The following is a 22,151-nucleotide window of genomic DNA, read 5'->3' on the forward strand; positions in this document are numbered from 1 at the left end:
GGTTACCACAGGCTCGCTCCCACCAGGCGCCGGGACAGATAGTTCGCGGAGATGACCAGCGTCAGCCCGATCAGCGAGTCGAAGAGTCCGATGGCCGCGGCGTAGCTGAAGCTGCCCGACACCACGCCGACGCGGTACAGGTAGGTGGAGATGACGTCGGCGGTCGGGTAGGTGAGCGGGTTCTCCAGCAGCAGGATCTTCTCGAAGCCGATCGCCATGAAGGTGCCGATGTTGAGGATCAGCAGCGTCATCATGGTCGGCCGGATGCCGGGCAGCGTCACATGCCAGGTCTGCTGCCAGCGGTTCGCGCCGTCGATCCGGGCCTGCTCATAGAGCTGCCCGTCGATCGTGGTCAGCGCGGCGAGATAGAGGATCGTGCCCCAGCCGGCGGTCTGCCAGACCTCTGAGGAGACGTAGATCTGCCGGAACCAGCCGGGCTGCTGGAGGAACAGGATCGGCGCGTGTCCGACCGCGTGCAGCGCCTGGTTCACCACGCCGTTGGCGTCGAGGATCTGGGTGATGATCGCGGCGACGACCACGATGGACAGGAAGTGCGGCAGGTAGGAGACCGACTGCACGAAGCGTTTGAGGCTGCTGGTGCGCACCTCGTTGAGCAGCAGCGCCAGGATGATCGGCACCGGGAAGGTGAACAGCAGGGTCAGTCCGCCGAGGATCAGGGTGTTGGTGAACACCTGCCAGAACGTCGGGTCGCTCCAGAACATCTGGAAGTAGTGCAGCCCGACCCATTCCTCGCCGAACAGGCTGCCGCCCGGCTCGTAGCGCCGGAACGCGATGACGTTGCCGACCATCGGCAGGTAGCGGAAGACCGCGAAGAACAGCAGCGGAGCGACGACCAGTGAGTACAGCCGCCAGTCCCGGCGCACTGCGCGGCGCCAGGTCAGCTTGCGCGGACGCGGACGGGCCGCGCCGCCCCGCGACCGCGGGGCGTCCCGGGTGCCCGAAGGCGGATCCAGGGTTCTCGGCGTGCTCATTTCATCCTCCGGCCTCCGGTGCGGTGTGCGTGAGCGGGGCCCCGTCGTGCCCAAGCTCGTAGTCGGGGCCTGATATGACGGCTGAGTCACCGCCGGGCCGCGCGCCCCGCTTCGCCGTGGATTCGACGCGGGCCACGGAGATCAGGCGGCGCTGGTGGCCTACTTCGCGCTCAGGGCCGACTAGGCGCAGCGGTACGGCGCCCTCGGTGTGTGCGCTCGATCGGCCGAAGCGCAGTTCCACGTCTCCGGGCTCGACGATGCGCCGGCCGCGCACTCCGGTGAACGAGGCGAGGTCGGCGGGCACCGTGAACGAGACCCGGGCCTGCTCGCCAGGCTCCAGGGGGACGCGGGCGAAGCCGACGAGGCGCACCACCGGCCGGGTGGTCTGCGCGACCGGGTCGTGCAGATAGAGCTGGACGACCTCGGTGCCGGAGCGGCCGCCGGTGTTGCGCACGGTGATGTGGACGGTCACCTCGCCGTCGACCGGCCACTCGCTCGGCTGCGCGTCACTGTCGCCGCCACCGACCAGGCCGGCGCCGCTCCATTCGAAGGTGGTGTATCCGAGCCCGAATCCGAACGGGAAGGCGGGGGTCGGGTCGATCGAGGAGACCTGCGAGCGCCGGCCGAGCGGCGGGGAGAGGTAGGTGGCGGGCAGACCGCCGGCGTCCCGCGGCACACTGACCGGCAGCCGGCCGGACGGATTCGCGACGCCGGTCAGCACCTCGGCCAGCGCCTGACCTCCGCGCTGACCGGGGAAGAACGCGTAGATCACACCGGCGGCGTCCTCGAACTCGTCGCCAAACGCGTACGGACGCCCGGCCAGCAGTACCAGGACCACGGGTGTCCCGGTCGCCAGCACCGCGCGCACCAGGTCCGCCTGCACGCCGGGCAGCCGGAGGTCGGCCGCGTCGCAGCCCTCGCCGGAGGTTCCCCGGCCGAAGAGGCCGGAACGGTCGCCGACCGCGAGTACACACACGTCGCAGTCCGCTGCGATAGCGGCCGCCGCGGCGATGCCCGAGGTGTCGTCGCCGTCCACAGTGCAGCCCGGTGAGTAGGCCAGCCCGGGTATCAGCTCGCTGAGCGACTCGCGCAGCGACGGGATCTCCAGGCCGAGTCCATGGCCTGTGTGCGCGCCGACATGCACCGGGAAGGAGTAGCAGCCGAGCATGGCCAGCGGCTCATCGGCGACCGGCCCGATCAGGGCGACCCGGCGGCCCGGTGCCAGGGGCAGGACGCCGTCGCGGTTGCGCAGCAGGATCACCGATTCCCGGGCCAGGCGCAGGGCGATCTGCTGATTTGCCTCGTCGTCGAAGACGAGCCGGTCAAGCTGCTCGACCTGCTCAGACTGCTCGACGTGCTCAGACTGCTCGGCTGGCTCGGCCCGGTCCGGCGGCGGTCCGTCCAGCAGGCCGAGCTGCGCCTTCTGGATCAGGACCCTGCGCAGGGCGCGGTCGACCAGCGTCTCGTCCACGGTCCCGGCCCGCACCGCCTCGACCAGAGGCGCGCCATAGGCGTCCACCGTGGGCAGTTCGACGTCGATTCCAGCTTTGAGGGCGAGCCCGGCGGCGTCCGCGGCCGCCGCGGCGACGCCGTGCAGCGTCTGGAGGAAGCGCACCGCGAAGTAGTCGGCGACCACCGTGCCGGTGAATCCCCACTCCTCGCGCAGCACTCCGGTGAGCAGGGCCTCGTCGGCCGCGACCGGAACCCCGTCGATCTCAGCGTACGAATGCATCACCGAGCGCGCGCCGCCGAGCCGCAGGGCCATCTCGAACGGCGGCAGCACCACATCGGCCAGCTCCCTGCGGCCCATCGGCACCGGGGCGAGGTTGCGGCCGCCACGCGAGGCCGAGTAGCCCGCGAAATGCTTGAGCGTCGCGACGATTCCGGCCCGTTCCAGGCCTCTGACGTAAGCAGACCCGATCACGCCGACGAGGTACGGGTCCTCGCCGATGGTCTCCTCGGTCCGGCCCCACCGGTAATCGCGGGTGACGTCGAGCACCGGCGCAAGGCCCTGATGCACCCCGGCGGCGCGCATGGAGCGCCCGATCCGCCCGGACATCAGCTCGATGAGTTCCGCGTCGAAGCTGGCGCCCCAGCTCAGCGGCGCCGGAAAGGCGGTGGCCCCCCACGTCGCGAAGCCGGTCAGGCACTCCTCGTGCACCTGCGCCGGGATGCCGAACCTGCTGGCGGCCGCGATCTGGGCCTGGGAGGCGGCCAGCGAGCGGGCGCCGAGCACCGGGTCGACCGGAGCGGAGCCGAACGGCCTGGTCAGCTGGCCGAGGCCGTGCCGGATCAGCTCGGGCCACGGCGTGCCGTTACGCATCTCGTCCTGGTGCGGGGCCACGCCCTGCCCCGAGGCATCGGCGCCGACCCACACGCCGACCAGTTGCGCGGCCTTCTCCTCCAGGGTCATCAGCGGGATGAGGGCGTCGGCCCGCTGCGCCGGCTCGAGCCGCGCGTCGCGCCATCGCCGCGCGCCGTCGTCGGTGCGGCCCGTGTCGGCAGACCCCTGATTACTCATGCCGCCCCTTCGCCCTGACACGGCCCCTGGCACGCCGATCCGGCAGATCCGAGGGGTGCGCAGCACTCGAAAGTTTCGAAATTGGAACCGCAGTGTGTTGCGGTAAGTTAGGCTTCCGGACAGAGCGTGTCAAGACTTTCTAGCAGCACCTTTGCTCGGGCCTTGGGCACGTCGCGCGGTACTTATCCGGTTTTGAAAGTCTCACTGGTTCGCGCTGTACAACCCTGAATTCACTGCTATGCTCACCGAAAGTTTATGCACAGAGAGGTGACCTTTCGATGACCTCTCGGCCGGAGGAAAATCCAGGCAGCCCGACGATCGCGACCATCGCCGACGAGGTCGGCGTCTCCATCGCGACCGTCTCCAAGGTGCTCAACGGCCGCGCCGACGTGGCGCCGGAGACCAGGGCGCGAGTGGAGGCGAGCCTCGAGCTGCACCGGTATCGCCGCCGGCAGCCGCGCAAGCCGCCCGACGCGGGTCAGATCCGCCTGGTCTTCCACGAGTTCAACTCGATCTGGGCGATGCTGATCATCGCCGGCGTGGAGGCGGTGGCGGCCGCGGCCGGAGTGAACGTGGTGCTTTCACAGCTCGGCGGGCGGCACCACCCGCCGCAGCCGTGGCTGGACAGCGTCCTCACCGGCCGGCCCCTCGGTGTCGTGTTCGTCATGTGCAGCCCGACCCAGCCGCAGTGCCAGCAGCTACAGCGCCAGCGCATTCCGTTCGTGGTCGTGGACACCGACAGCGCGACCACCGCGTCCGTGCCCACCGTCGGCTCGAACAACTGGAACGGCGGCCTGCTGGCGGCCCGGCACCTGCTGCAACTCGGACACCGGCGGATCGCGATCATCTCAGGGCCGCGCGACGTGCTGTGCAGTCGCGCCCGCGTATCCGGTTTCCGGTCCGCGCACGACGAGGCCGACCTGCCGGTCGATCCGGATCTGGTGCGTTACGGGAACTTCTATGTCGACGCAGGCTACGAATACGGCCTGAAGCTGCTCGACCGCGCCGACCGGCCGACGGCAGTCTTTGCGGGCTCTGATTTACAGGCGATGGGCGTGCTGCGGGCCGCCCGGCGGCTCGGCCTCGACGTGCCCAGGCAGGTCTCGGTGATCGGTTACGACAACCTCCCGGTGTCCGCGTGGACCGACCCGGCGCTGACCACGGTCAACCAGCCGCTGCGCGACATGGCCGAGACGGCGACCCGGATGCTGCTGGACCTGGCCCGCGGAGCCGACCTGCCGACCAGCCGGGTGGATCTCGTCACCGAGCTGGTGGTGCGGGAGACCACGGCGCCGCCCGAGGCCGGGCGCTGAGAGCGAGTACGAGGGAACCATGGCCCCGTTCGATCTGCCGCTCGACCAACTGGAACGATTCGCGCCGGCCGTACCGGAACCCGAGGACTTCGACGCGTTCTGGAGCAGCACCCTGAAAGACGCGCGCGGCGACGCGCCGATCCTCGACGTGCACCCGGTGCCGAACGGCCTGCGGCTCGTCGAGTCCTGGGACGTCGCCTTCCGCGGCTTCGCCGGCGATCCGATCCGCGCCTGGTACACCCGCCCGGCCGGGGTCGAGGCGCCGCTGCCCGCCGTCGTCGAGTTCGTCGGCTACGGCCGCGGTCGCGGGCTCCCGCAGGAGCGGCTGACCTGGCCGGTAGCCGGTTACGCGCATCTGCTGATGGACTGCCGGGGCCAGGGCGACCAGTACGGCTCCGGCGGTGAGACCCCTGATCCGCACGCCAGTCCGCACGGCGGCCACTGGCCGATCACCCGAGGCATCCTGGCGCCGGAGGACTACTACTACCGGCGGCTGATCACGGACGCGGTGCGCGCGATCGACGCGGTCCGCGAGTTGCCCGGTGTCGACCCGGCGCGGGTCGTCGCCGTCGGTAACAGCCAGGGAGGCGGGCTGGCGCTGGCGGTCGCCGGGCTGGTGCCCGATCTCGCGGCCCTGATATGCACGGCGCCACTGTTGTGCCATCCCCGGCGGGCCATCGACATCACCGAGGCCGGGCCGTACGGCGAGATCGTCACCTACCTCTCCGTGCACCGAGATGCCGAGCAGGCGGTACGCCGCACGCTCTCTTACGTGGACGGCGTCGCGTTCGCCCGGCGCGCGCAGGCGCCGGCGCATTTCGGCGTGGGGTTGCGCGACAACATCTGCCCGCCGAGCACGGTGTTCGCCGCCTTCAATCAGTACGGCGCGCATCGTCGGTGCGGCGAGGACAGCGAGGACAGTGCGACGTCGGCGGATGCGCTCCCGGAGCGGACGATCCACGTGTACCCGTTCAACCATCACGAGGGCGGCGAGGCCGTTCAAGTGGAGCGGCAGCTGCACTGGCTGAACGCTCGTGGACCTTTCCAGCCCTAGATCCGGAGCGTTTCGTTCTTCAGGGCACCGGCGCCGGCCAGGGCATGACCGTCACGTCCTGCGCCGCTTCCTGACCAGCCAGTAGACCGCGGGTGCGGCCTGAGTGAGGATCCCCACCACGGCGATCCCGATCCAGGCCGCGCCGGCGCCGCTCATCGAGACCACGGCGATCACGCCTGCAGGTAGATCTGCCCGTTGCTGACGGTGACCTTTTTGGCTGGCAGCGGCGTCTGGGTCGGGCCGGCCTGCGCCGATCCGTCGCTGATGCTGAACGAGGCGCCGTGGCACGGGCAGTTGATCAGGCCCCCGGCCACCTCGTTGCACTGGCAGCCGGCGTGGGTGCACACGGAGCTGAACGCCTTGTAGGTTCCGGCCGTCGGCTGGGTGACCACGACCTGGTGGCTGGCGAAGATGGCACCGCCGCCCACCGGGATCTGCGAGGCCTTGCCGAGCTTCGTGCCGGTCGGCATGGCGGCGGTGGTCTTCATGGTCTGGTCCGGCATCTTGCTGGCGTCCATGTTGGCGTCGCCGCTCATCGGCTTGGCCGCCGCGCTGCTCGCCGCCGGCGGGGCGGTCATGGTCGTGGGGGACGCGTTGCTCGGCGGCGCGCCGTCCGCGGCGTTCTCGTTCGGGTCCAGGATGTGCCCGCACGCGGACAGCCCGGCCCCGGCGACCACCGCGGTCCCGGCCGCGGCCGCGCCGCGCAACAGGCCGCGGCGGTCAAGCGCGAAGCGCGAGCAGGTGCCTGAGGCACATCCCCCGGCCCCCGGTTCGGCGAGCGCGCCCGTTGATGCCGGGGCGTTTTCGCCGGCGAACTGCTCAGCGTCGGTCAGCAGGTCGGACGTCTCGTACGTGCTGGTCATCGAGTGCGCTCCCAGAAGCCTCGTGGGTAGTTCCTTCGTCTGATGGGCCGCGCCGTGCAGGCCGCGCCATCGAGTACTGCGCACGGATGGCGACCGTAATCGGTTCTACGCGTTCTGTAACAGCCCGCTTCGTAGGCCCGCGATGAACCGAAAGCACCTTTCCCTCGTGGTCGGCTCACAAGAGGCCACCCAGGAGGGGACGAGGCCGCAACCAGGCATGTTGGAGCTTGACCATGGCGGAATGGGTGGATCGTGCCGTCTCTGTGCCTCCGCCTGGCTCCGGTCGGCCGCCGGCGATGGGCCGACCGACTGCGCAGAATCGTTCAACCACGCAGACCACACAGGCCACACAAACCACACCGACCCGAACGGTCGGGCAGGCGCGTCTCGCCGAGCAGGTCCGTGCCGCGACGCAGGCGCGTCCGGCCGCCCAGGGGCGGCCCGTCGTGCCGGGCCAGCGAGTGACGGCGACGACCCCGTTCGCGTATCGCGCACGGCCGCTGCACCGCTCGCTGATCGCGACGCGCACGCTGCCGCCGCGCGAGTACATCGCGGCGGCGCTCATCAGCATGGTGATCGCGGGCGGCGTCATGGTGCTGGCGTTCTTCTGGATGGACACGCCGGGTATCTCGCTGGCCAACCTCGGCGGGCAGGCTACGGCCGCGGGCGACGCCGCCGGCCTGCTCGGCGCCTACCTCGTGCTGATCCAGGTGCTGCTGATGGCGCGGATCCCGTGGCTGGAGCGGGCGATCGGCTCGGACTGGTTGACCGCCGCGCACCGGGCCAGCGGCGAATCGCTGGTGCTGCTGCTCCTGGCGCACGCCGTGCTGATCACCATCGGCTACGCCGGTTCCTTCAGCAAGGCGCCCTCCGAGTTCCTGACCATCCTGGACATGCCCTACCTGCTCGACGCGACGATCGGCCTCGGGCTCTTCCTCGCCATCGGCTTCATCTCGGCGCGGGCTGTGCGCAAGCGGGTGCGGTACGAGACGTGGCAGTACACGCACTATCTCGTCTACGTCGCCATCGTGCTCTTCTTCACGCACGAGTTCACCGCGGGCGGTTCCTTCGACGCGAACTATGGCGCCCGGCTCGTCTCAGTCGGCATCTACGTCGCGGTGGCGCTCACCGTGTTCGCGTTCCGCGTCATGAAGCCGGTGATCTTCTCGATGCGGCACCGGCTGCGCGTGGTCGACGTGCATCGCGAGTCCGACGACGCGGTCTCGATCTACCTGACGGGCCGTAACCTGCGCAAGCTGCAGGCCGAGCCGGGTCAGTTCTTCCGCTGGCGGTTCCTGGCCCGCGGCTTCTGGTGGCAGTCGCACCCGTTCTCGCTGTCCGCGGCGCCCAACCGGGAATGGCTGCGGATCACGGTCGGCGCGCTCGGCGACCACACTCGGGCGCTGCAGGATCTACAGCCGGGTGTCCGGGTCTTCGCCGAGGGTCCGTACGGCGCGATGACCGCCGCGCTGCGTACCCGCCGCAAGGTCGTGCTGATCGCGGGTGGCATCGGCATCACGCCGCTGCGCGCGCTGATCGACCCCTTGGCCGCCGCGGGCGAGGACCTGGTGCTGCTGTACCGCGCGTCGCGCCGTGGCGACATCGTCTTCCACCGCGAGCTCGAATGGCTCGCGAACGGCGGCCGGCTCACCGTGCACTACCTGCTCGGTCCGCGCGACGCCCAGCCGGGCCCGCTCAGTGCGGAGCGGATCACGCACCTGGTGCCCGACATCCAATCGCGCGACGTGTTCTTGTGCGGATCGACCAGCATGATCCAAGCGGCCGGGCAGGCGCTGCGCGAGGCTCGCGTGCCACGCCGTCACATCCACCAGGAACGCTTCACGTTCTAGGACGCGAGGTTCGTTACCGCGGCCGAGGGCAGGCGCCGACGCGCTAGCTCTCGGCCGCAGTCTTGAACCCGGCGTTCTCGGTCGCGATCGCCTTACGCACGGTCGAGCCGATCAGCGCGCCGAGGAGGCCGGAACCGGGGCCGGTGAGCTCGAGGCTCAGGACGTTGCGACAGCTACCGTCGAGGTCTTCGATGCGGTGCCCGCCGACCATCCGAAGCCACAGCCGCTTGGTCTCCCAGACGAACTCGCTGCCCGGCTCGATGCGTGTCACCGTCCACACCGCCGCGCTTTGGCCCGGCTGCTTGATGCGGGTACGGCTGCCGACTTGCAGCGGTCCGTCGTCCAAGCGCTCGACCTTCTGCATCGTCGGCGTCAGCGATGGCAGGTTCGTCACGTCGGTCGTCAGCCGCCAGACGGTGTCCGCCGGCGCCGCGATGGTCACGGAGTTCTCCCACTTCACATCGCGACTGTACCATTTGGTACATGACAGAGGGAGAGTCCGCAGCGAAGGCGGCTTTGCTGGAGAAGGTCGTCGGCTTCGCGGCGCAGGGCGGCATCGCGGGCAAGAGTCTGCGCGAAATCGCGGCCGGGATCGGCTCCAGCCACCGGATGCTGCTCTACCACTTCGGCTCCCGTGAAGGCCTGATGGCGGCCGTCGTCGCGTTCATGGAGGCCCGGCAGCGCGAGACCATGGCGGCTCTCGCCACGCAGTCGGCCAGTCCGGGCGAGGCGATGCGCGCGCAGTGGCAGGAACTGACCAGCCCGCGGATCCGACCGTTCATCCGGCTCTTCTTCGAGATCTTCGGCCTGGCGGTACAGGGCACCGCCGGAGCCACCGCGATGCTCGACGAGCTGACCGATCCGTGGCTACGGGAAGGCGCCGCGGTCGCCGCACGGGAGGGGTACGAGCTCGATATCGCAACCATCCGGCTTGGCGTCGCCGTGACCCGGGGCCTGCTCATCGATCTGCTGGCCGGGGCCGACCCCGAAGAGGTTTCCGCCGCGCACGCCCGCTTCGTGGACATGATCGAAAGCGCGCTGCCGACGTCGCGGCCGTGAGGCAGGATGGAGCGGTCAGCGTCATCGCGAACAGTTCTGGAGTTGCCATGTCTGACGGCGGATCCGCGGCCCTCTATCCGGCGCAGCGCTTGGACATCGCCCGCGAGGCCGCCGCGCGGGCCGGGCTCGACGCGCTGTTGGTCTGCCCCGGCGCGGATCTGCGCTACCTCACCGGTTACGACGCGATGCCGTTGGAGCGACTTACGTGTCTCGTGCTGCCGGTGAACGGTGAGCCGTGCCTGCTGGTGCCGGCGCTCGAGCGGCCGCTCGCCGCCGCCTCTCCGGCCGGGGCCTCGGGGCTGGAGATCGTGGCGTGGAACGAGACCGACGACCCGTACGCGGTCGCCGCCGCGCGTCTGTCCGAAGCGAAGCGGGTCGGCTTGGACAACCACATGTGGGTGGAGAAGGCGGCCGAGTTTCGCAGGGTGCTGCCAGAGGCGGAACAGGATCTGGCCGGCGGCGTTCTCAGCGCACTGCGGCTGCGCAAGACGCCGGCTGAGGCCGAGGCGCTGCGCCGCGCGGGTGCCGCGATCGACCGTGTGCACGCGCGGATGGGCGAATGGCTGCGCCCGGGCCGCACGGAACGCGAGGTCGGCCGGGACATCGCGGACGCGATCCTCGCCGAGGGGCACGCCCGGGTCGACTTCGTGATCGTGGCGGCGGGCCCGAACGGGGCCAGCCCGCATCACGAGGTCTCCGACCGCAGGATCGAGCCCGGCGACGCCGTGGTGGTCGACATCGGCGGGACGACGCACGACGGCTACTGCTCCGACTCGACCCGCGTCTACGCGGTCGGCGAGCCGCCGAAGGAGTTCCTCGAGATGTACGACGTGCTGCTCGCCGCGCAGCGCGCCCAGGTCGAGGCGGTGCGTCCGGGCATCACCGCGGAGCAGCTCGACGCGGTCGGCCGGGACATGATCGCGGCGGCCGGTTTCGGCGACCGGTTCATCCACCGCACCGGCCACGGCATCGGCCTGGAGACCCACGAGGAGCCGTACATCGTGGCCGGGAGCGCGCGGCCGCTGGAGCCGGGCATGGCCTTCTCGATCGAGCCCGGGATCTACCTGCCCGGCCGCTTCGGCGCGCGGATCGAGGACATCGTCATCTGCACCGAGGACGGCGGCGAGCGGCTGAACCGCACCGAGCGCGAACTGGTCGTGCTGTCCTGATCTGAGGCTGATGGTCTGAGAGCGCGGGTGGCCACTGGTGGCCACCCGCGCTTTCCGTTTGCCACCGTCGCCGCCCAGGCGATCTTACAAGCGGAAGCAAGTATTCATCATTGATTAGTCCAGATATTGCGCCACAGTGTCGAGAAGATTACATTCCTCTTTGCTCCACCCACGGCTCAGCCACCGCGCGCCCACTCGCGCCTGCGTCCCAACCCGCGTCCGACCCTCGTGCTCCTCCCCTCCCATCCCTTCGCGGCGCCACCCACGAAGTCCCCCGGCTTCGGCGCCGCGCCGAAAGGAGCAGAACCTTGTCCCACCCCTCCCCCCACCTGTTGCGCGAGCCGGGAAGGCTGCGCCGCACCGCCGCGCTCACCGGCAGTGCCGCGTTGCTGGCCGGCGGCGCGGTCGCGCTCGCGATGCCCTCAGCGCAGGCCGCGGCCACCGGCGGCAGCGGCGCCAGCCTCGCCTACGTCGAGGTCCAGGCGGAGAACTCCGCGACCAATGGAACGGTCATCGGCCCCAGCTACACGCAGGGCCAGCTCGCCGACGAAGCGTCCTACCGCAAGGCGGTCACGCTGCAGGGCACCGGCAAGTACGTCACGTTCACGACGCCGGTCGCCACCAACTCGATCAACTTCCGGTACAGCATCCCGGACACCTCGGGCGGCACCGTCTACACCGCGCCGCTCTCCCTCTACATCAACGGCACCAAGCAGAGCGACTTCACCCTCACCAACGCCTACAGCTGGTACTACGGCAGTTACCCGTTCACCAACACCCCGGGCAGCAACCCGCACCACTTCTACGACGAGGCCCACCGGCTGCTCTCCACGACGTATCCGGCCGGCACCACCTTCACCCTCCAGGTCGATTCCGAGGACACCGCCTCGTCCTACACGATCGACTTCGCCGACTTCGAGAACGTCGGCGCGGCGCTCACCCAGCCCTCCGGCTCGGTCTCGGTGACCAGCTATGGAGCCGACGCGAGCGGCGTGAACGACTCGAGCTCCGCGTTCAACGCGGCCATCAGCGCGGCCGGGTCGGGCGGCACCGTGTGGATCCCGCCGGGCACCTACAACGTCCCGGGCCACATCGCCGTCAACAACGTGACGATCGCCGGCGCGGGCATGTGGTACTCGACCGTCACCGGGACCGCCCCGGGCTTCTACGGCAACTCCGCGCCGAATCCGAGCACGAACGTGCACCTGCAGAACTTCGCCATCTCCGGCAACGTGCAAGAACGCTGCGACAGCTGCCAGGTCAACGGCGTCGGCGGCGCGATGAGCAACTCGTCGGTGTCCAATCTCTGGATCGAGCACATGAAGGTCGGCGCCTGGATGGACGGCCCGATGACCGGCCTGACCTTCAGCGGCATGCGGATCCGGGACACCACCGCCGACGGCATCAACTTCCACGGCGGCGTCACCAACTCCACCGTGACCAACAGCGACCTGCGCAACACCGGCGACGACGGCATCGCCACCTGGGCCGATTCCAGCATCGGCGCCGACGCCAACGACACCATCTCCAACAACACCGTGCAGCTGCAGATGCTGGCCAACGGCATCGCCATCTACGGCGGGCACGACAACACGGTGACCGGGAACCTGGTGCAGGACACCGGGATCACCCAGGGCGGCGGCATCCACGTCGGGCAGCGCTTCACCTCCACCCCGGTCGGCACCACCACGATCAGCAACAACACCCTGATCCGCAACGGCGACCTCGACCCGAACTGGCAGTTCGGCGTCGGCTCGCTGTGGTTCGACGGCAGTCAGGGCGCGATCACCGGGCCGATCAACGTCAGCAACGCCCTGATCGAACAGAGCCCTTATGAGGCGATCCAGTGGGTCGAGGGCACCATCAGCGGCGTCAACCTCAACAACGTGACCATCGCGGGCACCGGCACCTTCGCCCTGCAGGAGCAAACCGGCGGCACCGCCTCCGCGCAGAACGTCACCGCCACCGGCGTCGCGCAGGCAAACGCGGGCAACGCGCCGAGCTACAGCTGCGAAGGCAGCAGCTTCACCATCACCGACAACGGCGGCAACTCCGGCATCAGCCCGACCCAGTGCAACGGCTGGCCGGCGCCGGTATACCCGCCGTACCCGAACAACGGCGTGAGTGTGACGCCGACCGCGCTGAACTTCGGCTCGGTGGCGGTCGGTTCTACCTCGCCCGCGCAGACCGTTACCGTCTCCAACCCGACCGGCTCGGCCGCGTCCGTCTCGTCGATCGCGGCCAGCGGCGACTACGCGCAGACCAACAACTGCGGCTCGTCGATCGCGGCGAACGGCTCCTGCACGGTGAACGTCACCTTCAAGCCGACCGTCGCCGGCAGCCGTAGCGGAACCCTGACGGTCAACGCCGGGGGCGTCACCAACACCGTCAGCCTCTCCGGGACCGGCACCGCGCCCGGACCGGTGCTGAACGCGAACCCGGCGAGCCTGTCGTTCGGCGGCGCGGTCGTCGGCTCCTCCTCCACCGCGCAGAACGTCACGGTGACCAACACCGGCACCACCTCGGCCACCGTCTCAGGGGTCTCGGTCACCGGTGACTACACGCAGACCAACAACTGCTCGACCATCGCGGTCAACGCGTCCTGCGTCGTGACCGTCACCTTCAAGCCGACCGCGAGCGGCACCCGCACCGGAACGCTCACCGTCACCAGCAACGCCAACAACAGCCCGACCACCGTCGCGCTGACCGGCAGCGGAATCGGCACCAACACCAACATCGCGGCCGGGCAGCCGGCTTCGGCCAGCTCCGTCAACGGCTCATATGTCGCCTCGAACCTGACCGACGCCGACGCGTCGACCTACTGGGAGAGCGCCAACGGCTCCTTCCCGCAGTGGGCACAGGTCGACCTCGGCCAGAACTACAGCATCAATAAGCTGATCCTTAGGCTGCCTCCGTCGACGGCGTGGGGCGCGCGGACCCAGACGCTCTCGGTGCTCGGCTCCACGGACGGATCGAACTTCTCCACCCTCGTCGGATCCGCGAGCTACACCTTCGACCCGAACGCCAACAACAACACCGTCACCATCACCTTCGGCGCGAGCACGGCCCGGTACGTGCGGGTCAACATCACCGCGAACACCGGCTGGCCGGCCGGTCAGCTTTCCGACTTCGAGGTCTTCCCAAGCGGCGGCGGTTCGTCCGGCCCGTCGATCGCGGTGAACCCGTCGAGCTTGAGCTTCGGCAGCCAGACGGTCGGCTCGGCCACCGGGGCGCAGTCGGTCACCGTGACCAACAGCGGCAACCAGGCCGCCACGGTCTCGTCGATCTCGACCAGCGGCGACTTCGCGCAGACCAACAACTGTGGCTCGTCGATCGCGGCGGGCGCGTCGTGCACCGTCAACGTCACCTTCACGCCCACCGCCACCGGGGCGCGCACCGGCACGCTGAGCATCGCCAGCAACGCCCCCGGCAGCCCGGCGACGGTGGCGCTCTCCGGCAGTGGAGTGAGTTCGAACACGAATCTGGCGCTGAACCAGCCGGCCTCGGCCAGCGGGTACACGCAGACTTATACGCCCGCGAACGCTGTGGACGGCGACACCAGCAGCTACTGGGAGAGCACTGACAACGCCTTCCCACAGTGGCTGCAGGTCGACCTCGGCTCGGCGAAGACGATCGGCCGGATCGTGCTCGACCTGCCGCCGTCCAGCGCCTGGGCCACCCGCACCGAGACGCTGTCCGTGCTGGGCAGCACCGACGGATCCGCCTTCAGCACCATCGTCGGATCGGCCGGCTACACCTTCAACCCGGCGACCGGCAACACGGTCACCATCACCTTCAACCCGACCAGCACCCGGTACCTGCGGCTCAACTTCACCGCCAACACCGGCTGGCCGGCCGGGCAGGTCTCCGAGTTCCAGGTATTCGCCAGCTGAGATCTAGGCTGGGAAGGGCAGTAACCTGATACACCGGTGCCCCCGAGTAGCGGATTACTCGGGGGCACCGGTGTTTCGTACCGAGTGCTAACTCGCCGGACGCGCCGTTCGCCAGTTGCGCAGCCCTCGACGCCGAGCCGAACGCTCGGCGGAGGTGTCGACGGAGCCGTCCGCGGTGCGCGCGGCGACCGGCTCCGCGGTCTTCGCGGACACGGTGGCCGCCACCGGAGCGGTGGCCGCCGGGGCCGTCCGGCCGGCCTCGGCCGCCGCGGCGCGGCGGCGGCGGGCGCGGGCGTCACGGCGGAACCGGCCGAGTTCCCGGCGCAGGGCGGCGTCACGGCGCAGCCCCTCGGCCACCATCATGAAGCCCAGCATCGCCACCGCCCCGATCACGAGGCCGGCCAGGTACAGCCGCCCGGCCGAACCGTGCAGGTGGTAGCCGAAGAGCGTGAAACCGTTGGACAACTGGTGCTCGGTGCCGGTGTTGGCCGCGACTCCAGCCGCGCCGACGGCCACCGCCGCGGCGAGGAGCAGCAGTCCTACGACGAGCATGACCCGCCTCCCATCTGTGACCCAGGTTCGCTCACGCCGGGCCGTGCGCCATCGCGCGCGAAGTCACCCGGCTAGGCACCCACCGATACCCGTGAACTGGGCGATCATGCGGCGGGTCGGGTCGGCGAGTCCCACGGCGCGCGGCGCGGCCCGAAGCCGCCACGGCGTCGCTGCCGGGCGCTGATCAACAAAGGCGCATGTTTTCCGGCGCGGCGGGTACAGACGGCTCCCCCCGAATGACGGACCGTGCCCCGCCACGGCTAGTGCGTGGCGCCCGCGAATCCGGAGCCGGGTAGCGAGGAGGAGAACCATGTCTGTGATCGCCGAGTCCACCCCCGAAAGACCTCCGTTTGCCGCCGCGGTCCGGCGCCGCGGCACCCGGCTCACCGGAACGCCCGCTCACCGGCTCGAACTGCGCGTCCAGTCCGCCGACGCCTACACGATCGTGCACGTGTGGGGCGAGCTCTACACCAGCAGGATCGGCGAGCTGTCCCGGCTGCTGGACGGACTGGTGCGCGGCGGGCGCACCCGGGTCGTACTCGACCTCTCCCGCCTCTACGACTTGGACGGCGACGCGATCGGCCAGCTGACCCACTGGCGCGACGCGCTCGCCTCGTCCGGGGGCTGGCTGTGCCTCGCCGCTCCGCGGCCGTGGGTTCGCCGGCTCCTCGAGCACATGTGCCTGCGCGGGACGTTCACGGTGTATCCGACCGTCGCGGAGGCCCTCAACGAACTCGTCGCCGGGGCTTAGCCAAGCTCTGAACGAACCGGTCGCCGGGGCAGTGTCCCGGCGACCGGTTGTTTTCAGCGGCGCAGTCGCCTCAGCGGCAACGGCGCGCCGTGCTCAGAGCCGGCGCCACCGCGCTTCGCCCCAGGAGTAGAGGCCGAAGGCGGCCAGCCCGAACGCCATCAGCACCAGCAGGACCGGACCGTACGACGCGGCCGCGAAGGAACGCAGCGTCGCGTCGACGCCCTTGGCCCGCGCCGGGTCGAAGGTGACGGCCGCGTCGAGCATGAACCCGCCGATCGCGGCGAACACCACGCCGCGGGCGATGTTGCCGATCGTGCCGAGGCGCAGCACCCAACGCCGCTTGGCCGCCGTCATGGTGCTCAGCTTGAGGTTCTCGGCGAACTTGCGGGTCACGCCGCGCCAGGCCAACGCGAGCCCGCCGATGATGAGCGCGACGCCGACCAGCGCCACCAGGACCTGGCCGCCGGGGTGCGTCATCGCGCGGGCGGTGAAGTCCTGCGAGGCCTGATTCGTCGAGCCGCTCGAGTGGTGCGTCAGCACGAAGCTCAGGGTGCTGACGCAGGCGATCGCGTACACCACGGCGCGGAAAAGGGACGCGGCGCGCGATCCCGCACCGCGCTTGCCGGGCAACGGATACGCGGCCTGCGACAGTCGCCACAGCGCCATGCCGCCGAAGCCGACGACCAGGAACCACAGCAGCACCGAGCCGAGCGGCTTGCCCGCGATCAGCTCAAGCGCCCCGGTCCGGTCCGCCTCGAGCGTCTTGTGCTGGAAGGCGATCAGCAAGGTGATCCAGCCGATGAGCAGATAGACGACCCCGCGTGCGACGAAGCCGGCTCGTCCTAGTGCCCGGACCGTGTCACCGCGCGCCATCCGCCGCGTGGAATATCCACGCATGTGCGAGCTGACGGCCATCCTGCGCTCCTTCCGCCAAGATGATCAACACTCGGATACCTGGTGCCGCCCGTGTGCCCTGACGCGAGGCGGGTAAACGACGGCAGTCCCCAGGGGAGGTAGCCATGTCTGTACGCCCGCTTCCGTTCTCCGGCTTCGACAGACGTCTGATGAGCGCCGTGTCGCCGGAGCGGTCCCGGGTTCTCGATCATCTGCTGCCCAAGCTCGGCCGCGCCGCGGACCACAGCAAACTGTGGATCGCGCTGGCCGCCACGATGGCAGCGACTCCGCGTCGCGGCACCCGCAGGGCCGCGATGCGCGGGATGGCGGCGGTGAGCCTGGCCAGCGCCTCGGCGAATCTGGTAGGCAAGACGATGATCCGCCGGCAGCGTCCCGGCCTCGTGGACATCCCTTTGATCCGCCAGCTGCGCCGAGTGCCGGATAGCTCCTCCTTTCCCTCCGGCCACGCCGCTTCGGCCGCCGCCTTCGCGACCGGCGTGGCATTGGAGACCCCTTATCTGGCACTACCGGTCGCGGCGCTGGCCGCCGGGGTCGCCGCCTCTCGCGTCGTCACCGGAGTGCACTACCCGACCGACGTGGTGGCCGGAGCCGCCGTCGGCGTCGCGGCCGGGCTGCTGACCACCCGCTGGTGGCCGCCGCTCGACCCGGAACCCGCGCAGGCGCCCCCGGCCGGAAGCGAGGCCCCGGCGCTGCCCACCGGAGAGGGCCTGATCCTGGTGATCAACCCGGCCGCGGGGAACGGCAGCGCGCAGGCCGGAGCCGAGGAGAACGGCGGCGGGCGGCTCGCGCAGCAGATCCGGCAGGAGCTTCCGGCGGCGGAGATCGTCGTCGCGCAGGAGGGCGCCGATCTCCCCGGGCTCCTGGAACAGGCCGCGAAGCGGGCCGCGGTGCTCGGCGTCGCCGGGGGCGATGGCACGATCAACGCGGCAGTCGGTGCCGCGTTGCGGGCCGGTGTGCCCCTCCTTGTCGTCCCGGCTGGAACGCTCAACCACTTCGCGCGCGACATCGGCATCGAATCGGTCGAGGACGCGGTCACCGCGTTGCGGAACGGCGATGCGATCGCGGTCGACGTCGGCACGGTCAACGACCACGTGTTCGTCAACACCTTCAGCGTCGGCGCGTACGTCGATCTGGTCCATGCCCGCGAACGCTACGAGCATCGGCTCGGCAAGTGGCCCGCGGTCCTCGCCGGCGCGATCGAGGTGCTGCGCGACGGCAAGCCGGTGGTCTGCCGGGTGGACGGCGTCGAGCGGCGGCTGTGGCTGTTGTTCGCCGGCAACTGCCGCTACCAGCCCGCCGGCCTCGCGCCCTCAGGACGCCCTCGCCTGGAAGATGGCGACCTGGACATCCGGATCGTCGACGCGGCCAGGCCGCTGGCTCGCATCCGGCTGCTCGCGGCGCTGGCCACCGGGACCCTGGCGACCAGCCGGGTGTATCAGTACCGCGCCGCCACGACGCTCTCGCTCACCAGCGTCGGTTCCGACGCCGGATCCGGAGCCGGATCAGCGGCCGGTCGCGGCCCCGACTCCGCTTCCGGTCCGGGGCTGAGCTACAGCGTGGACGGCGAGGTCGCGGGCACCGAGCCGGAGCTTAGTGTCGGAAAGCTGCCGCGGTCGCTGATCGTCTACCGCCCCGCTGCGCCGGTCATGTAGCGATCGTTTGGCGGCGACTGGTACTGGAGAGCTGGAGCGAGCACTTCGACCCCGACAGAGCCGAGCCAGCACCGTGTCAGCAGAGACTCGAAACTCCGCCAGCCCACACCCTGAAGCCGCGTCCTCGCCAGACGAGACATCCTCGCCAGACGCGGCATCCTCCCCGGGGTCCGCGTCGCCAGGACCCGCGTCCCCAGGACCCGAGAGCGCGGCGCGGACCGGACGGAACGGAAAACCGGCCGACATACGCTGGCGCGCGCTGGCCGTCTGCCTCGTCGCCGGATTCATGACGCTGCTCGACGTGAGCATCGTCAATGTGGCGCTGCCCTCGCTGAAGGCCGGGCTGCACGCCTCGCCGGACGACCTGCAGTGGGTGCTGTCCGGCTACGCACTGGCCTTCGGCCTGGTCCTGGTTCCGGCCGGACGGCTCGGTGACACGCACGGCCGCCGCGCCGCGTTCATGGTCGGCTTGGCCGCGTTCACGCTGACCAGCGCGGCCGCGGGGGTCGCCACCGGACCTGCCTGGCTGGTGGCGGCGCGGTTCGCCCAGGGCCTGGCGAGCGGCATCCTCAATCCTCAGGTCGCCGGGCTGATCCAGCAGCTGTTCCAGGGCCGGGAGCGCGGGCGCGCCTTTGGCCTGCTCGGCGCGGTAATCGGGCTGTCCACCGCGATCGGCCCGCTGCTCGGCGGGCTGCTGATCTCGGCCGGCGGGCCCACGGACGGCTGGCGCTGGGTCTTCTACGTGAACGTCCCGATCGGCCTGGCGGCGCTGCCCGCGGCGTATCGCCTGCTGCCGAGCCACCGGGAGATCCGGCAGCACCGGCCAGAGCAAGACGGCGCCGCGAGCGGCAGCCGTCCCACCGGTCTCGACCCGGTCGGCGTGGTGCTGCTGGCCATCGGCGTCGTGCTCATTCTGCTGCCGCTGGTCGAGGAGCAGCAGTGGCGCGGCTCGCTCAAGTGGCTACTGGTTCCCGCGGCCGCGGCGTTCCTCGCGGTCTTCGTGCTCTGGGAGCGCAGGCGCGCGGAGCGGGCCGATCCGCTGCTCGATCTCAAGCTGTTCCGGTTCCGCTCCTACAGCCTCGGCTCGGCGATCGCGCTGGTGTACTTCTCCGGGTTCACCGCGATCTTCTTCATCTTCACCCTGTATGTGCAGGCCGGGCTCGGGTACAGCGCGCTGCTCGCCGGGGCCGCGATGACGCCGTTCGCGGTCGGTTCCGGGGTCGCCTCGGCGCTCGGCGGCCGGGTCGTCACCAAGCTCGGGCGGCCGCTCATCGCCGCCGGGCTGGTGATGGTGGCCCTCGGCCTCGGCGGCACACTGCTGGCGGTGCACCTGGTGCCGGGCCGGGGCGTGGGCTGGGCGGCCGCGCTGCCGCTGGCCCTGGCCGGGCTCGGCAGCGGCCTGGTGATCGCACCGAACCAGACGATCACGCTGTCCGAGGTCCCGGTGCGCTACGCGGGCAGCGCCGCCGGGGTCCTGCAGACCGCGCAGCGGATCGGTTCCGCGGTCGGCATCGCGGTGGTCGGCTCGGTGTTCTTCGCCGCGGTCGGCGCGGCGGCGTCGACTTCGGCAGGGTCGGGCTCAGGTGGCGGCAGTGGACGGCCGAGGGATCCCGGGCGCTGGGCGGACGCCTTCCAACGCGGCCTGGCCGTGGCGATCGGGCTGGTCCTGCTCGCGCTGCTGATCGCCGCCTACGACGTCGTCGCGACGTACCGCAAGGCCGAAGGCTCAGCGGAGCCGACCGGATAAGACCGGCCGAAGCGGGTACCTACGGTCGATCCGCTGATCGGAGGGGCCGCAATGAGTGAGCTGGAACTGGAGCGTCTGGAAAGTCGGGAAGGCGATCTGGTCATGGGTCTGACGACGACCGCCGAGTTCCCTCCGGATCGCACTCAGGCGATCCTCGACGCGGCCAAGCAGGTCGGCTCGCTGCTCAAAGCCGCCGGGCACCGGTTCGCGCTGGCCGGCGGAGTCGCGGCCTACGCGCACGGCGCCCCGCTGAGCCTGCGCCACGACGTCGATTTCTGCATCATCCGCGAGGACGCCGAGCAGATCGCCGACACGCTGCGCAAAGCGGGCCTGCACGTCTATCAGCCGCCGGAGGACTGGCTGATCAAGGCGCGGTGCCGCGGCGAGCAGGTGGATCTCATCTTCGAGCTCGCCCAGCGCCCGATCGACGAGCGGTTCCTCGCCCGCGCCGAGGAGCTGTCGGTGAACTCGGTGCGGATGCCGGTCATCGCGGCGACCGACATGATCGGCAGCCTGCTGGCGGCCTTCTCGGAGCACCACTGCGACTTCGGGACGGTGCTGCCGATCGCCCGGCTGCTGCGCGAGAAGGTCGACTGGCCGGCGCTGCGCGCGCAGTTCGGCAGCCAGCCGATGCCGGACGCCTTCCTCTACCTGCTGGAACGGCTCGACGTCATCCCGCCGCGCGGCGCCGGGGAGCAGCGCGAGGGAGCTCCCGCGTCGTGACCAACGCAACGCAGAACTCGAACGGCACTGGACTGAGCATGACCGACGACACCGAGTACCGCATCGAGCGGCTTCGGCATCGCCTCGCGCACGGCGAAACCGCCGAGCTGGGGCTGCGCATCGAGGCGCGCGCTAACGCCGTGGTCGTGTACGGGACCGTCGCGACCAGCGAATGCCGAGAGGAGATCGTGCGCCTCGTGCAGGAGGAGCTGGCCGGGCTGCCGGTACGGCTCGACGTGACCGTGGCCCCGGCACCGGCCGACGCCAAGCCGCGCGTGGAGGAGCTATGACGATCCGGGTGGCCGCGGTCGGCGACATCCATCTCGGCAGCACGAGCGAGGGCGTGCTGCGCCCCGCGGTCGAGTCGCTGCGCGATTGCGCGGACGTGCTGCTGCTGGCCGGGGACCTGACCCGGCACGGCACCGCGGACGAGGCGCGGGTGGTGGCCGGCGAGCTGGCCGACTCCCCGGTGCCGGTGATCGCGGTGCTGGGCAACCACGACTACCACGGCGAGCAGCCGGAACAGATCGCCGAGATCCTGGAGAAGCAGGGCGTGCGCACCCTCGAAGGCGAGGCCGCGGTGCTGGATCTGGGCGGCTTCCGGCTCGGCGTGGCGGGGACGAAGGGCTTCGGCGGCGGGTTTCCCGGTCGGGCGCTGGAAGCCTTCGGCGAGCCGGAGATCAAGGCCTTCGCCCGCAGGTCGGCCGCCTGCGCCGACGGGCTGCGCGCGGCGCTCGACGAGCTGAAGTCAGCGGACTGCGACTTTCGCATCGCCCTGACGCACTACTCCCCGGTGCCGGAGACCCTGGCCGGCGAACCGCCGGAGATCTTCCCGTTCCTCGGCAGCTACCTGCTGGCGCAGGCCATCGACGAGGGCGGCGCGGACCTGGCCGTGCACGGTCACGCGCATTCGGGCTCCGAGCAGGGCATGACGAACGGCGGCGTGCGAGTGCGCAACGTCGCGCAGCCGTTGATTCGGCGTGCGTTCGCGCTCTTCCACGTGAATGAGGGTTCGCATTCGGCAGAACACTCACATTCGACAGAGCACTCGCGCCCGGCCGAGCACGCGCGCCTCGCCTAGCGTGCTGGCCCGTCGC

General features: G+C 70.5%; 19 protein-coding genes. 12 read left to right on the top strand and 7 right to left on the bottom strand.

Features of this window, described 5'->3' with window-relative positions:
- Positions 1 to 2: 2 nt before the first annotated feature.
- Positions 3 to 992: an ABC transporter permease gene (locus VFA06_RS07795; RefSeq protein ID WP_324839759.1), complete on the bottom strand. Its 990-nt coding sequence runs from the start codon at positions 990 to 992 to the stop codon at positions 3 to 5.
- Position 993: 1 nt separating this feature from the next.
- Positions 994 to 3,513 (bottom strand): glycoside hydrolase family 3 N-terminal domain-containing protein, encoded by a 2,520-nt coding sequence (locus tag VFA06_RS07800; RefSeq protein ID WP_324839760.1) that lies wholly within the window; start codon positions 3,511 to 3,513, stop codon positions 994 to 996.
- 278 nt (positions 3,514 to 3,791) lie between these two features.
- Here VFA06_RS07800 and VFA06_RS07805 point away from each other — a divergent pair, with 278 nt between their 5' ends.
- Entirely contained in the window at positions 3,792 to 4,826 is a 1,035-nt protein-coding gene (locus tag VFA06_RS07805) for a LacI family DNA-binding transcriptional regulator (protein WP_324839761.1), read from the top strand.
- A 19-nt stretch (positions 4,827 to 4,845) separates the two neighbouring features.
- A complete protein-coding gene (locus tag VFA06_RS07810) occupies positions 4,846 to 5,880 on the top strand; it encodes an acetylxylan esterase (RefSeq protein ID WP_324839762.1) in 1,035 nt (344 codons plus the stop codon).
- Positions 5,881 to 5,931: 51 nt separating this feature from the next.
- On the opposite strand, the gene VFA06_RS07815 is transcribed toward VFA06_RS07810, so the two are convergent.
- Together VFA06_RS07815 and VFA06_RS07820 are read right to left on the bottom strand one after the other, a co-directional pair.
- Positions 5,932 to 6,054 carry a hypothetical protein gene (locus VFA06_RS07815; protein ID WP_324839763.1) on the bottom strand — a complete coding sequence of 41 codons (123 nt, stop codon included), beginning with the start codon at positions 6,052 to 6,054 and terminating at the stop codon, positions 5,932 to 5,934.
- The gene (locus tag VFA06_RS07820) at positions 6,051 to 6,743 is read right to left on the bottom strand and encodes a Rieske (2Fe-2S) protein (RefSeq protein ID WP_324839764.1); all 693 of its coding nucleotides are present in this window, start codon (positions 6,741 to 6,743) and stop codon (positions 6,051 to 6,053) included. The genes VFA06_RS07815 and VFA06_RS07820 overlap by 4 nt, the downstream gene beginning before the upstream one ends.
- Positions 6,744 to 7,189: 446 nt before the next feature.
- Here VFA06_RS07820 and VFA06_RS07825 point away from each other — a divergent pair, with 446 nt between their 5' ends.
- Positions 7,190 to 8,593 carry a ferredoxin reductase family protein gene (locus VFA06_RS07825; RefSeq protein WP_324839765.1) on the top strand — a complete coding sequence of 468 codons (1,404 nt, stop codon included), beginning with the start codon at positions 7,190 to 7,192 and terminating at the stop codon, positions 8,591 to 8,593.
- A gap of 43 nt (positions 8,594 to 8,636) precedes the next feature.
- On the opposite strand, the gene VFA06_RS07830 is transcribed toward VFA06_RS07825, so the two are convergent.
- A complete protein-coding gene (locus tag VFA06_RS07830; RefSeq protein WP_324839766.1) occupies positions 8,637 to 9,053 on the bottom strand; it encodes an SRPBCC family protein in 417 nt (138 codons plus the stop codon).
- Positions 9,054 to 9,076: 23 nt separating this feature from the next.
- Here VFA06_RS07830 and VFA06_RS07835 point away from each other — a divergent pair, with 23 nt between their 5' ends.
- The 3 genes from VFA06_RS07835 to VFA06_RS07845 all read left to right on the top strand — a co-directional run bounded on the left by VFA06_RS07835 (position 9,077) and on the right by VFA06_RS07845 (position 14,714).
- The gene (locus VFA06_RS07835; RefSeq protein ID WP_324839767.1) at positions 9,077 to 9,652 is read left to right on the top strand and encodes a TetR/AcrR family transcriptional regulator; all 576 of its coding nucleotides are present in this window, start codon (positions 9,077 to 9,079) and stop codon (positions 9,650 to 9,652) included.
- Positions 9,653 to 9,699: 47 nt separating this feature from the next.
- Positions 9,700 to 10,821: a Xaa-Pro peptidase family protein gene (locus VFA06_RS07840; RefSeq protein WP_324839768.1), complete on the top strand. Its 1,122-nt coding sequence runs from the start codon at positions 9,700 to 9,702 to the stop codon at positions 10,819 to 10,821.
- Positions 10,822 to 11,129: 308 nt separating this feature from the next.
- Positions 11,130 to 14,714, top strand: coding sequence for a choice-of-anchor D domain-containing protein (locus tag VFA06_RS07845; protein WP_324839769.1), 3,585 nt, complete (start codon positions 11,130 to 11,132; stop codon positions 14,712 to 14,714).
- Positions 14,715 to 14,801: 87 nt separating this feature from the next.
- Here VFA06_RS07845 and VFA06_RS07850 read toward each other — a convergent pair whose 3' ends face one another.
- Entirely contained in the window at positions 14,802 to 15,266 is a 465-nt protein-coding gene (locus VFA06_RS07850) for a hypothetical protein (RefSeq protein ID WP_324839770.1), read from the bottom strand.
- 310 nt (positions 15,267 to 15,576) lie between these two features.
- On the opposite strand from VFA06_RS07850, the gene VFA06_RS07855 reads away from it, so the two are divergent.
- A complete protein-coding gene (locus VFA06_RS07855; RefSeq protein ID WP_324839771.1) occupies positions 15,577 to 16,017 on the top strand; it encodes an STAS domain-containing protein in 441 nt (146 codons plus the stop codon).
- A gap of 93 nt (positions 16,018 to 16,110) precedes the next feature.
- Here VFA06_RS07855 and VFA06_RS07860 read toward each other — a convergent pair whose 3' ends face one another.
- Positions 16,111 to 16,932 (bottom strand): DUF1206 domain-containing protein, encoded by an 822-nt coding sequence (locus VFA06_RS07860; protein ID WP_324839772.1) that lies wholly within the window; start codon positions 16,930 to 16,932, stop codon positions 16,111 to 16,113.
- A gap of 104 nt (positions 16,933 to 17,036) precedes the next feature.
- Between VFA06_RS07860 and VFA06_RS07865 the strand changes: the two genes are divergently transcribed.
- From VFA06_RS07865 to VFA06_RS07885, 5 genes are all read left to right on the top strand, one after another.
- Entirely contained in the window at positions 17,037 to 18,584 is a 1,548-nt protein-coding gene (locus VFA06_RS07865; protein WP_324839773.1) for a bifunctional phosphatase PAP2/diacylglycerol kinase family protein, read from the top strand.
- 286 nt (positions 18,585 to 18,870) lie between these two features.
- Entirely contained in the window at positions 18,871 to 20,331 is a 1,461-nt protein-coding gene (locus VFA06_RS07870) for an MFS transporter (RefSeq protein ID WP_414639846.1), read from the top strand.
- A gap of 102 nt (positions 20,332 to 20,433) precedes the next feature.
- Positions 20,434 to 21,054 (top strand): nucleotidyltransferase family protein, encoded by a 621-nt coding sequence (locus tag VFA06_RS07875; protein ID WP_349260114.1) that lies wholly within the window; start codon positions 20,434 to 20,436, stop codon positions 21,052 to 21,054.
- Entirely contained in the window at positions 21,051 to 21,344 is a 294-nt protein-coding gene (locus VFA06_RS07880; protein WP_324839776.1) for a hypothetical protein, read from the top strand. The genes VFA06_RS07875 and VFA06_RS07880 overlap by 4 nt, the downstream gene beginning before the upstream one ends.
- A complete protein-coding gene (locus tag VFA06_RS07885) occupies positions 21,341 to 22,135 on the top strand; it encodes a metallophosphoesterase family protein (RefSeq protein ID WP_324839777.1) in 795 nt (264 codons plus the stop codon). Before VFA06_RS07880 ends, VFA06_RS07885 begins: the two co-directional genes overlap by 4 nt.
- The last annotated feature ends 16 nt before the right edge of the window (positions 22,136 to 22,151 follow it).

Origin of the sequence: Actinocrinis sp., assembly GCF_035653575.1 — a bacterium.
Lineage (GTDB): Bacteria > Actinomycetota > Actinomycetes > Streptomycetales > Catenulisporaceae > Actinocrinis.